Origin of the sequence: Paraburkholderia caffeinilytica, from assembly GCF_051027425.1 — a bacterium.
GTDB lineage: Bacteria > Pseudomonadota > Gammaproteobacteria > Burkholderiales > Burkholderiaceae > Paraburkholderia > Paraburkholderia caffeinilytica_A.
In genome coordinates, this window is record NZ_CP186553.1 from 1,902,630 (window position 1) to 1,915,287 (window position 12,658).

The 12,658-nt window shown below is 64.8% G+C and carries 7 protein-coding genes and 1 pseudogene; 4 read left to right on the top strand and 4 right to left on the bottom strand.

The window, feature by feature from the left end; genetic code table 11:
• Positions 1–62: 62 nt before the first annotated feature.
• On the bottom strand, positions 63–4,730 hold the full coding sequence (locus ACOSV0_RS29025; protein WP_434110484.1) for a DEAD/DEAH box helicase: 4,668 nt from the start codon (positions 4,728–4,730) through the stop codon (positions 63–65).
• A 37-nt stretch (positions 4,731–4,767) separates the two neighbouring features.
• Positions 4,768–8,091: an autotransporter outer membrane beta-barrel domain-containing protein gene (locus tag ACOSV0_RS29030; RefSeq protein ID WP_434110485.1), complete on the bottom strand. Its 3,324-nt coding sequence runs from the start codon at positions 8,089–8,091 to the stop codon at positions 4,768–4,770.
• Between the two features lie 337 nt (positions 8,092–8,428).
• Between ACOSV0_RS29030 and ACOSV0_RS29035 the strand changes: the two genes are divergently transcribed.
• Entirely contained in the window at positions 8,429–9,484 is a 1,056-nt protein-coding gene (locus ACOSV0_RS29035) for an aldo/keto reductase (protein ID WP_434110487.1), read from the top strand.
• A 156-nt stretch (positions 9,485–9,640) separates the two neighbouring features.
• On the opposite strand, the gene ACOSV0_RS29040 is transcribed toward ACOSV0_RS29035, so the two are convergent.
• The gene (locus tag ACOSV0_RS29040) at positions 9,641–9,997 is read right to left on the bottom strand and encodes a carboxymuconolactone decarboxylase family protein (RefSeq protein WP_201072666.1); all 357 of its coding nucleotides are present in this window, start codon (positions 9,995–9,997) and stop codon (positions 9,641–9,643) included.
• A 117-nt stretch (positions 9,998–10,114) separates the two neighbouring features.
• Here ACOSV0_RS29040 and ACOSV0_RS29045 point away from each other — a divergent pair, with 117 nt between their 5' ends.
• Positions 10,115–11,164 carry an AraC family transcriptional regulator gene (locus ACOSV0_RS29045; protein WP_434110488.1) on the top strand — a complete coding sequence of 350 codons (1,050 nt, stop codon included), beginning with the start codon at positions 10,115–10,117 and terminating at the stop codon, positions 11,162–11,164.
• Here the strand turns inward: ACOSV0_RS29045 and ACOSV0_RS29050 are convergent.
• Positions 11,161–11,730 (bottom strand): FUSC family protein, encoded by a 570-nt coding sequence (locus ACOSV0_RS29050; protein WP_434110489.1) that lies wholly within the window; start codon positions 11,728–11,730, stop codon positions 11,161–11,163. The genes ACOSV0_RS29045 and ACOSV0_RS29050 overlap by 4 nt on opposite strands.
• A 117-nt stretch (positions 11,731–11,847) precedes the next feature.
• On the opposite strand from ACOSV0_RS29050, the pseudogene ACOSV0_RS29055 reads away from it, so the two are divergent.
• Positions 11,848–11,946: pseudogene (locus ACOSV0_RS29055) on the top strand (DUF1488 domain-containing protein); the annotation flags it as partial.
• Positions 11,947–12,042: 96 nt separating this feature from the next.
• Positions 12,043–12,624: a hypothetical protein gene (locus ACOSV0_RS29060; protein WP_434110491.1), complete on the top strand. Its 582-nt coding sequence runs from the start codon at positions 12,043–12,045 to the stop codon at positions 12,622–12,624.
• Positions 12,625–12,658: the final 34 nt, after the last annotated feature.

Here is a 12,658-nt window from a genome sequence, read left to right on the forward strand (position 1 = left end):
AGCCAGGGACGATGCCTGGCGAGGCCGCTAGAAGTCGATCACAGAACAGGCGCGATGCCTGATCAATGGCGCTGCGCAAGCCGCAGGCGGGCCTCTGTCCTGAGATTGGCGTCGGTTTCGGCGCCGAGTGCCGGCAGAAAGTGGAATTCTCCCGCCACGAGTGTCGCGACCACGATGCCGTCGCGAAACAGCAGGCGGTTACCCGCTACTGCCGGTATCTTGTCGCCGGTCAGCAAGGTGCCGGCGAGATTGAGCGGATCGGTTGCCGATACGCATACCCACACGCCGTCGTTCGCATGCCGACGTACTTCGCGCAGCAACGGAATGGCCTCGGGCAAAGCAAATTGTTCTCCCGCAAGACCGTTGACGAAGCGCCCGCCCCGTACCTGGCCACGTGCCTCGAGCCGCTGAAACACCCGCAACAGGTCCCGCCACGGCGGCAACCATTCGGCCTCGCGTTGGAGCAGGCGCCAGAACACCACGCCATAGCGGCGCAGCAAGGTCATCGCAATGTGTTCGAGTATGTCGAGTGCAAGTGGCGCACGCTGTCCGGCTAACGTGGGTTTTCCGCCATTCTCGTTGCCATTGCCGTCACTGCTTTCGGGTCTCGCGAGTTTCGCTTTCACCGGACGCTTGATAAGCGCCCAGCGTCCCGCGTCGTCCATTCCTCCGATCAATGCACTCGACCTGACACGCCGGCTACTCGCGTAAGCACTGCGTTTGGCGACGGGTTTCAACAACGCGCGCAAGCCGGCGAAACTGTCGGAATTCACGAGACCCGCTGCAACCAGTTCACCCAGCGCGTTCTCCAGTTCGATACGCAAACCGCTCACTTCGGTCAGCAGTTCGTCGAAAAACATCGCGCCATGTTGCGATAGCGTGTCATAGACGCTCTGCGCCCTGGCCGACAACTCCGGTTGTTTCGAGGTGTCGATCAGCGCGCTCCAGACGCGCACCTGGGCCCGCGGCAAAAGCACGATCGGCGTGCTGCGCACCGGTCCCGCCGCACTGCGTGCCCGCTCGGTCAGGCGGGTCCAGACGATCTTGCCGGCGCGACATAGTTCGTCGAGCGAAACGTTGGCGTAAGCCTTCACGCGCGCCGGCAGAATGTCTTCTTCCCATGCGGCGGCCGCGGCCTGAAAACCCTCCATCTGATCGAGTACGGCGGCGAGAGCGTCACGTCCTTCGGCGCGCGTGTCCGGCGTGAGATGCTGCCACTCGAACAGAAAGCGCATGAAGTCGTGCCGTTCCACCGGCTCGATTTCGCGTCGCAAGCGTTTCACCGTGTAACGGTGGATTCGCGCAAGCAGATGACGCTCGCACCATTCTTCTTCGATTGCTCCCGGCGAGAAGCGGCCACGCATCACATAGCCTTCCGCTTCGAGACGCGTCAGCGTTTGTTCGACGGATGCCACAGGCAAGTTCAGCGCCTCTGAAATCGCGCGTACCGGCAGTGGGCCGAAGCCGGTCAGCCGGGCGCGCAGCAAGTCGAGCAGGGCGTCGTCGGCGTTCCAGGTGTCGGTGTAGCCTTTGGGCGCGGTGAGCGGTGGGTCAAACCGGACGTCAGGGTAGAGCGCCTGGAAACAGGTCAGGCGCTCGGCGGGCAGCCACAGCACGTTATCGGCGGCGATCCGCAGGCGGGTCGCGCGGCCGGATTCGGCAAGCGAAGCGAGCCATGCCGGCCAGCCTTCTTCATTACGCGCTTCGGCCTCGGTGATGCAGGCAAGGCCGGTCAATGCTTCGTGCATCTCGTCGGCGGTGCGCGCCTGCGGCCATGCTTCGTCGCGTACGCTTTCGATCGCATCGGCGTCGAGCGCACCGAGATCGTCGGCGCTGGACGGATCGGTCCAGCGGCGATTCAGCACGGCCTGGGTGCGGCGCTCTTCGATCGGCGCGTCGTCGAGATAGGCGTACGGCTTGGCGGTGAGGATCTCAGCGGCAAGCGGCGAGGGCGCCGGCAAATCGCGGGCGATCAGTTGCACGTCGCCCTGTTCCATGCGACGCAGCAAGGCAAGCCAGCTTTCGCTGTCCATCGCTTCGTGCAGGCAGTCGTCGACGGTTTGGTCCACTAACGGATGACACGGCAGTTCGCGTTCGCCGACGATGTTCTCGAGACACGCGGCCTGCTCGGGAAACACGCTCGCCAGCAGATCTTCGCTACGCATGCGTTGCAATTGCGGCGGTGTTTTGCGCCCGCCGGTATAACGCGGCAGGCCTAGCGAGGTGGTTGCGTTCCAGCGCCAGCGTACGCCGAACAGCGGCGCGTCGAGCAGCGCCTGGATCAGCAGATGCTCGGCGCTGTTCGAATGCAGGTAGCGCCACACTTCGTCGAGGACGAACGAATGGCTGCCGGTCAGCGAGAGGACGATCGCGTCTTCGGTGGCCGCGGCTTGCAGTTCGAAGTTGAAGGTCCGGCAAAAACGCTTGCGCAGCGCGAGGCCCCACGCGCGGTTGACGCGGCTGCCGAACGGCGCATGGATCACGAGTTGCGTGCCGCCGGATTCGTCGAAGAAACGCTCCATCACGAGCGTGTTTTGCGACGGCAGCACGCTGAGCGCGGCGCGTGCGCGGGCGAGATAGTCGACGATCTGGCGGGCGGCGGCTTCGTCGAGACCGGGCACGTCGATCAGCCAGCCGATTGCGCGTTGGAGGCGCGCGGTCATGATCTCTGCCGCGGGGTCTTCAACGGCGGTTGGTGATGTGGCGCTCGGTGTTGTTCGCGCTTTGTCTGCCGCAGATAGCGTGGTCCGTTTGGACTTGCCTCGCGGCGATTGCAGAGCGCGGGTCGAGACCGCCGTATCCGCTTCTTCTCCATCGAGCAGGCGCCCAATCTGCTCACGCAAACGCGCCACGCCGAACGACAGTTCATCGCTGCGCCCCGGCGCCTCGCCGAGCCAGAACGGAATATTCGGCGGCTGCCCCTGCGCGTCCTCGACCCGCACGCGGCCGCTCTCGATGCGCAGAATCCGGTACGACGCGTTGCCGAGCTGGAACACGTCGCCCGCCAGACTCTCGACGGCGAAATCTTCGTTGACGGTGCCGATATTGATCGCCTGCGGTTCGAGCACGACGGCGTAATCGGCGTTCTCGGGGATCGTGCCGCCGGACGTCACGGCGACCAGTTTGCCGCCGCGCCGGCCGCGCAAGGTGCCGCTCACGGCGTCGCGATGAATATAGGCGCCGCGCGGACCGTTGCGGCTCGTATAGCCTTCGGCCAGCATGCGCAACACGGCGTCGTATTGTTCGCGCGCCAGGTCCGCGTAGGGTGCCGCGCGTCGCATCATTTCGAACAACGCGTCTTCGCCCCATTCGGCGCTCGATACCTCGGCGACGACCTGCTGCGCGAGCACGTCGAGCGGTGCGCGCGGAATCCGCAACGCGTCGAGTTCGCCACGCCGCACGCAATCGAGCAGCGCCGCACATTCGATCAGATCGTCGCGCGAAGCCGGAAAAAGGCGACCCTTCGGCATGCCGCCGACATGGTGGCCCGAGCGTCCGACACGCTGCAGGAACGGCGCAATCGCGCGCGGCGAACCCATCTGGCAGACCAGATCGATGTCGCCGATATCGATGCCCAGCTCCAGCGAGGCGGTGGCGATCAGCACCCGCAACTCGCCGCGTTTCAGCCGCTGTTCAGCGTCGAAACGGTGTTCCTTGGCGAGACTGCCATGATGCGCGGCGACCGCATCCTTGCCGAGCCGTTCGGTCAGATGGCGGGCGGCGCGTTCGGCCATCCGGCGTGTGTTGACGAAAATCAGCGTCGTGCGATGCATCGCGACCAGTTCGGCGAGCCGGTCGTAGACGCGCTCCCACACTTCGTTGGGCATCACCGCTTCGAGCGGCACAGGTGGAATCTCCAGCGCGAGATCGCGCTCGCGGATGTGCCCCACGTCGATGATCGCGCAGTCAGCAGGAGCGTTGCTTTCGATGCTCGCGCCACCCACCAGAAAGCGCGCGACGGCACTGACCGGCTTCTGCGTCGCCGACAGGCCGATACGCGGCAAGCGGCGCTGACACAGCGCGTCGAGCCGTTCGAGGCTGAGCGCCAGATGACTGCCGCGCTTGCTGCCGGCGAGCGCATGAATTTCGTCGACGATCACCGTGCGCACCGTCGACAGCATGCGGCGGCCGGAATCCGAGCCGAGCAGCACGTACAGCGATTCCGGCGTGGTCACGAGAATATGCGGCGCGCGTTTTTTCAGTGCGCTGCGTTCCTGTTGCGTGGTGTCGCCGGTGCGCACTGCGGTGCGGATATCGAGCGGCGGCAGGCCGCGCGCGTCGAGTTCCGCGGCGATGCCTTGCAACGGCACTTGCAGATTGATGCGGATGTCGTTGGAAAGCGCTTTCAGCGGCGAGACATAAACCACCAGGGTTTCGTCAGGCAGGGCGCCGCCGTTGGCGAGGCCTTGCTGGACGAGTTCGTCGAGCGCGGACAGGAAGGCCGTGAGCGTTTTGCCCGAACCGGTCGGCGCGGCCACGAGGGTCGAGCGCCCGCTGCGAATCTGCGGCCATGCCGCGGCCTGGGCGTCGGTGGGGGCGGGAAACGTTTTCAGGAACCAGCCGGCGACCGCCGGATGAAAGTCATCCAGCGCGCTGCCCGTGAAGGAGCCCGAAGCAAGGGCCGCAGCGCGCCCCGAAGCAGCATCTGAAGTTGCCAGCGATGCCGGATCGAAGCGCGAAGAATCAGGGCGCGGGTCGAGAGCGGTGGTGGATGTCGAAGCCGAAGTCATGCTGGCATAGATGGGGACGCGGTGTGCCTTATCCAGACTACCAGACCCAGCGCACCCCCGCATCGCCCGTCACCGTTCTCTGATGCGCGCCGCCCAGGTTCGTCACCCAGCCGAGCGTCGCGAACACGCTGCCCGATGTGCTGAATTGTCCGACCACGCCCGCGCCGAGTTGCGCCGCGGTTTGCCCGACAGTGCCCGGAATCACGGTCCCGCCGCCGAAGGTGACTTTGTCGTCGGAACCGAACTCGCGTAACAGGCTGACCCGCACATAAGGCCGCCAGGCTGTCGCGAACGCGTCGAACTGGCCTTGCAGGCGTGCACCGATTCGTCCGACGAAAGTATTGCCGCTGTTGAAGCCGACACTCGACACGCCATCGTTGAAGTCGGATAGCGAAAGATGCTGCCACACGAGTTGCGCTTGCGGTTCGAGCGTGAGCCCCGCGCCGAGCGGAATCGGCAGGCCGCCTTCGAGCGAGCCGGTCACCGCGCTGCCGTGCGTCGTCGTGTTGAGGCCGTCGCGCGAGGCCGGATCGACGGTCAGCGAACTCCCCATCAGCACGGCGTCCGTGTACCAGCCGCTCGGGCCGATATGCGTCCAGTAGCCGCCGAGGCTGTAAGCATTGATCGCCAGGTGGCCCACGGCGAGATTGGGCATGCCGAGCGCGAAACCGTCGACGTCGCCGGTCGCACGCGCGAAGCCGACGAATAAACCGTAGTGATTGCGCTGGCCGCTCGCGCTGCGGTCGGCATATAGATCCTGTCCGGCCTGAATGCCGTACACCGAGCCGTCGAATTGAGGACTCGCCGCACTGTCCTGACTCAGCACGCTATGACCGCCCCACACGCGGCCCCACGCGGCAGGCAGCGTGCCGCTGTCGTTCAACACGGCCTGATCGCCTTGCCGGTCATGAAACGTATCGATTTGCATCAAGCCAAGTTCACGCGCGACGCCGGGCGCCGCGGCGTACACCGGGACTTCGACGCGATACAGCGGCGTGGCGGCCGAGCCCGCGGCCGGTGCGGGAGGCAAAGGCGGCGTACCCGCGGCGGCGATCGGTACGCCGGATTCCACAACGGCTGGCTCGCCTGGCGTGGTGACCGGCGGTGGAGCCGTCACTCCTGGCGGCAGCGGCGCAACCGTATTGCGCAGATACCAGTTGTCTGTCGTGCCGCCGCTCACACCGCCTTTGGCGAGGTAGTAGGAATACGCGCCGGCCTTCACCGGTGCCGCCAGCGAGAAGGCGCTCGCATTCGTGGTGGCGCCATTGGTCGCCTGAACCAGTTCAATGCCGTCCGCAACCGTTTGTGCGCCCTGGCCGCCCACGTTCGTGACTTGCAGGTGCGTCGAGCCCGTGGCTGTTCCGCCGCTCAGCACGAGGCGATCGGACGCCGCGCCGTCGCCGGCGACGACGGTGTTCAGGCCGATGGTGCCGTTCTGTCCGGTGTAGTTGCCTGTCACGTTCAGCAGGTTGCCCACACCTCCGGCGGCAGGGCCGCCGATCTGCACGAGTCCGGCGTTCACCAGCGAGCCATTGATCGAGAACGCGCCGTTTCCCTCGCTTGCCAGCGACGGCAACGCATTCGCCACCGCGAGCGTGCCGTTGTTCGTGACCGCGCCTGTCACGCTGCCATAGCCGCCGAGCGTTGCGCCCGCCGCGACCGTGGTGGCGCCGCCGCCCGTCAGCGCGGCGTTGGCATGCGCCGCATCGCCGATCGCGAGGGTGCCCGCCGCGACCGTGGTTGCGCCGCTATAGGTGCTCACGCCCGTCATCAGCAAGCTGCCGCTACCGGCTTTCGTCAACGCGCCGGTTCCGCTCACTGCCTGGGTGAGCGTCGTATCGAACGATTGCGTATCGATTGTGCCGCCACCCGCTGCCAACGTGATGGCGCGCGTGCCGGCGAGGTCGAAGCTCGTCGTCAATTGCAGTGTGCCGCCGTTGAACGTGAGACCGCCGGTGTTCGCGCCGAGCGCGTTGTCCGCACCGGCGGCGATCGTGCCTTGGTCGATCGTCGTGCCGCCCGAGTAGGTGTTTCCGCTCGCCGCAGCGGGCGCGAGCGTCAACACGCCGGCGCCGGTCTTATCGACTGCGCCCGTGCCGCTGATCGATCCCGCGTAGGTGCCCGCGCTGTCCTGGGCAAAGCGCACGAGTCCATTGTCGGTGACGCTGGAAGGCAGGTTCTGCGCATTCGCCTGCAAGGTCGCGCCGCTATCGACGAGCGCCGTGGCGCTCGCGCCGAGCGTACCGGTGAGATTGAGCGTGCCGGTTTGCACGTGCGCGAGCGTGAAGGTCCCGCTGCCGGTCCAGTTCCACAATGCGCCCTGCATCAGCAGGGTCTGAAAGTTGGTGAACGCATTCGAAGCCGTGCCCGAGCCCTGCAGGGTCACCGTATTCGTTCCTGCTCCGCCATTGGCCGTGCCGTTGATCACGGAGCCGGTTTGCAGAATCAGCGAATTGTTGCCGTTGCCCATTGTGATGGCCGTGCCGATGCCGCTCTGCACGAGTCCCGCATTGATGATGGTGCTGTTGCCGTTGAGCGTGCGGATGCCGGAGCCGTTCTGGCTGATGATGCTGCCGCCCGCGAGGTTCTGGATCGTCGCCACGAAGCTCGATCCCGCCGTGTTCGAAAACACCGCGTCCGAGCCGCTGCCGCTCGCGCTGATCGTGCCGCTGTTGATCAACTGATCGTTATTGCCTTGCAGATAAGCGGTGGGACTGGCGGAGCCGGTGGTGGACAGCGTGCCGCTATTGGTGATGCTGCCGCTGCCGCCCAGAATCGATGCCGCGCGCGCGTTGCTGCCCGAGGTTGTCACCGTGCCGGTGTTGATCAACTTGTTGTTCAACTGACCGACATTCGTTTGTCCCCACGTGGCGGTCATGCCGTAAGCGTTGGGGCCGCTGGTGGTGATCGAGCCGTTATTGGTCAGGGTGTTGCCGCTGCCGTTGGCGGCCATGCCGTCGTTGAAGGCGCCGCTCGTGGTGATGACCCCGCCGGTCGCATTGGTGATCTGATTGCCGTTGCCCACGCCGAGCAGCACGGCGCCACGCACGGTACCCGTGCCGCCGCCGCCGGTCAGCGAGAAGTTGCCGCTGCTGTTGATGGTGCTGTTGGTGTCGACGCTGAAGACGACCGGCGTGGCGGTGCGTACGAAACTGCCCGCAGCGGTGCTATCGGCATTAATAGTGACGCCCGTGCTGCCGGTTTGCGCAATGACTGCAGCGAGGCCGCTGCCCGTGCAGGTGACGGTGGTATTGCTCGGCGGTGCGGTATTGCTGCACGCGGCCATTGCGGAAGGGGTGAGTGCTCTGGAGAGCAGCACGACGCTGCCCAGGCCGATTCCAAGTGTTTTCTTCTTCTTCATATGCGCGGTCCTTGTTAGGGGCACTACACCTACGAGCGGAATGGTCCGACTTATACACGTCTTACTAACACTTTCCAATTGCCGCCGGCATAACTTACGAATTTGTGGTGGATCACCGACGCTGGCTGGAGACCCGCATGGCGCCTTGCTTGCCAAGGAGAGGCCGGTTTTCCGGGCGGGGAAAGCGCTAGCGCGGTTGCCATGCGAACTGTAAGGAATTTGAAACATGCGTTCGACGGACGGCTGGCCAGGACTCGTGTCGCGTCCTGCCGAAATTTGCCAGGTGCAGTACTCTGTACGACCTACTCATCCACGAATCCATAATGGAGTTTCGACGATGCGATACAACCCGTTGGGCCGTACCGGTGTGTTTGTTTCAGAGCTATGTCTGGGCACGATGACCTTCGGCGGTGGCGAGGGCATATGGAGGCAGATCGGCGATCTGCAGCAGCAGGACGCGGAGCGGCTGGTCGGCCGGGCGCTCGACGCGGGAATCAATTTCATCGACACGGCCGACGTCTATGCCGAAGGCTTATCCGAACAGATCACGGGCCAGGCGCTGAAGAACCTCAAGGTGCCGCGCGACAAGGTTGTAGTCGCAACCAAAGTATTCGGCCAGACGGCAACGTTTCCGAACGCGCGCGGGGCATCGCGCTATCACATCATCGACGGCGTCAAGGCGAGCCTGAAGCGCCTGCAACTCGATCACATCGACCTGTATCAGATCCACGGTTTCGATCCGGCCACGCCGATCGAGGAAACCGTGCGCGCGCTCGATACGCTGGTTCAGCATGGTCATGTGCGCTATGTCGGCGTGTCGAACTGGGCCGCGTGGCAGATCGTCAAGGCGCTGGGCATTGCGGAGCGCCTCGGCCTCGCGCGCTTTGAAACGCTGCAGGCGTATTACACGCTGGCGGGCCGCGACCTCGAACGCGAACTCGTCCCGATGCTGCATAGCGAAGGTCTCGGCCTGATGGTGTGGAGCCCGCTCGCGGGCGGCTTGCTGAGCGGCAAATACGGGCGCGAGCAGCAGGGTGAGGCAGGCAGCCGTCGCACGACGTTCGACTTTCCGCCGGTCAATCGTGAGCGCGCCTATGACTGTATCGACGTGATGCGTGATATCGCGGAGACGAAGAAAACCTCGGTGGCGCAGATCGCGCTCGCGTGGCTGCTGCATCAACGCGTGGTGACCTCGGTGATCGTCGGCGCGAAGAAAATCGAGCAACTCGACGACAATATCGCCGCCACCGGCGTGACGTTGACCGCCGAGGAGCTTGCGAAGCTCGACCAGGTCAGCACGCTGCCGTCCGAGTACCCGGGCTGGATGCTGGAACGCCAGGGCGAGGTGCGCCGCAAGCAGCTTGAAGAGGCGCGTTATCCGGTGCAGCGGTAGGTGGGGGCCGTGGCGTTGGTCGCTTGCGTTGCGCGTTGAACAGGTCGTGGGTGAGCGGTGTGCCGGACAGTTGGGGCGCGTTTGCGGTGTAACAGTCCGCTACGCGCCTCGCGTGTCGCGATACCGCTGCGCCGCCACACCGCTATACCGCGTGCCTTACGCTGCCGGCTTGCTGTCCGCCTGATACGCGGCCACGGCGTCCATGGTTCGTGCCGAATACACCATGGCGGCACCCGCGTTCACGGCGACTGCCACACCCAGCGCTTCGGCGATCTCTTCACGTGTCGCACCGTGTTTCAGCGCTTCGGCGGTATGCACGGTGATACAGCCGTCGCATCGCACGGTCACGGCCACCGCGAGCGAAATCAGTTCACGCGTCTTCGCGCCGAGCAGGTCGGCTTTCTGGCCGGCGCTCGACATCGTTTGATAGGCCTTCACGGTATCCGGCGACAATTTGGCGATCTCGCCGATGCGGCCGAACAGTTCCTTGCGGTAATCGATCCAGTTCAACATGACAGTGCTCCTTTGTTTGCAGCGAGCCGGCGGGTGCCGGTGTCGTGAGACAAAGTATTGCGCTGTGCCGTGACATCCTGAATACTCGATTCGCTCAACTTTTAGCGCGATCGTCTCATGGACACACTCAGCCGGCTGATCGACCTTGCCCGGCCGCAAGCCAGTCTCGATTTACGTTGTCTGCTCACGGGCGGCTTCGAGATCGATCATGCGCCGATGGAAGCGGGTATCGCGCCTTTTCATCTGGTGCTGGACGGCGCTTGCGTCGTCGAGACTGCGGGTGGTGCGCAGGTCGCCCTGCACGCAGGCGATTTCATGCTGTTCCCGCGCGGGGCTGCGCATCGGGTGCGCGATGTCGGGCGGGCGGCTGTCGCCGCGCCGTTGACGTTGAGTCATGACGGCATGCTGCCGCTGCGCCGCAATGACGGCGACGACGTTGGGGGGCATCACACTGTCAACGGAGTCGTTACCAACGCAACCGACCACGCGCGCAAAAACATCAGTAAAGGCGCCCATGCGCGCAATCCCAACGGCGAACACCACGCCGGCGCCGATCTCGATCTTCTCTGCGGCCGGTTCGTCTACGCACCGGGTTCCTCCGCGTTGCTGCTCAACGCGCTGCCCGATCCATTTCACGTGTCGCTCGGCGGCGCGCAAACGCTCGGTGCGTTGCAGACGGTGATCGTGCTGATGCGTACCGAAGCCGAGCGACGTCAGCCCGGCGCGCTCGCGATCGTCACCGCATTGAGTCAGGCCCTCTTCGCGATGGCCTTGCGCGTGTATGGCGAACAGAATGCGTCGACCTCGGGCGTATTGGCGCTGCTGGCCGACGTGCGTCTCGGCGCTTCTGTCCAGGGCATGTTGCGCGCGCCGGAACGGGCGTGGACGATCGCGGAGTTAGGTGAGCTCGCAGCCATGTCCCGCGCGACCTACGCGCGTCACTTCAACGAGCGCGCGGGCATGACCGTGATGGACTTTCTCACGCAGATCCGCATGACGATTGCGTGCGATCTGCTGCTGCGCACGCAGCGCAGCGCCGCGGAAATCGGTGAGGCCGTGGGGTATCAATCGGAAGCCGCTTTCGGCAAGGCGTTTCAGCAGAGCGTCGGGCTGACGCCGGGACGTTACCGGCGTCAGCCGCAGGAGAACAATCAGAAGCCCGGCTAGGCTTCGTCGGGTTTGCCGAGCCAGCGCCGCTCGATCCACGACATGATCCACGTCACCAGCAGTGCGCAGATCGTGCCCAGCGTGACTTCGCCGAGGCGCAGCAGAGCCTTGTCCCAAGGCGAACCGGCGCCCGGTACGAGCAGCATGATGGTCGCGGTGATGCCGCCCAGACGCGCCGCGCTGCCCACGTTCACGATCCAGCAGACTACGATCGCCACCGCAACCGTGGCTCCGTAGGCCGCGAGATTGCCGCCGCCGAGCGTTGCGCCGACGAGACCGCACACGCCCCCGACCATCGCGCCGATGAACTGATCGCGCGAGAGCTTGCGGGTGTCGATATAACTGTGCTGGCTGACCGCGATCGCCGTAATGGCAGCCCAGAAGGCCTGTTCGGTATGCAGCCAGCGGCCGATCGCGAAAGCGAGGCTGGCGCCGGCCACCGCCTGCGCCGCCATCACGCCGCCTTCGATCAGCCGGTCGCCCAGCGGCAGCGACTTGAGAAACGCAAACAGCGAGTCGGCGGCGCTTGTTCGCGCTGCGCGTCTTGAGTCATGAGGGGTGGTCATCGAATGGGGAAGAACCCTGTTGCAGCATGAAGGACTCGTATTCTAGCGACTTCAATTTACGATCTGGCCGTGCCCCGGCGCTAACCGGTAAACCGGGTTGGAAACCCTGGCAATAGCGCCGAAGCACTCGACCGGAACGGCGGAGAAGGCGTAGTGTTGCATAGTGGACTGTACAGAGTGGCAGGCATGGAGCCTGATCGCGGCACCGCCGCGTAGTCCGGGCGCATGCCTGCCGTCTGCGCGCAAGGTTCAGCGCGGCGCTGTTCGGCGGCATGGTCCGCAAAAGGCGATTCCACGATGCAAGGAGGCCTCATGTCACTCATCGTCGCAGCACGGTTTACGACTTTTCCCACCGCGGAAGACGCGGCGCAAAAGCTCTTCAATGCAGGTTTCGTCGAAGAAGACGTCACGCTGTTCTTTGTCAATCCGCGCGGCCAGCACGCGCGTTATCAGATCGGCGGCGACACCGTCACCGATGCAAGCGTGAGGGACGCACCGAAAGGCGCGGGAATGGGTGTCACCATCGGCGCGGTAGTGGGTGCGGTGGTCGGCGTCGCGATATTTGCGGCGTTCTCGGCGCCGATTCTGGTCTCGCTGATTGCGGCCGGCGTCGGCGCATACATCGGGTCGATGGCCGGGGCGATGGTGCGTACCCGCGAATTCGGCAAAACCGGCCACCATTTGCCATTTCATCAGGAAATGCGCGATTCCGGCGTACTGGTCGCGGTGCATGTGTCGCCTGACAATCAGTTCGACGCGGCTCGCGTACTACGCGAAGCGGGAGGGCTGGCAATCGAACGCGCACACGGGCGCTGGCAACAAGGGCGCTGGGCCGACTTCGATCCGCTCAAAACCCCCGAACCGCTCAACGAATTCAGCGAGCGGCATGCTTGAGTGAGGTGAGCGCTTTCGTTTGAGCGTAGACGCG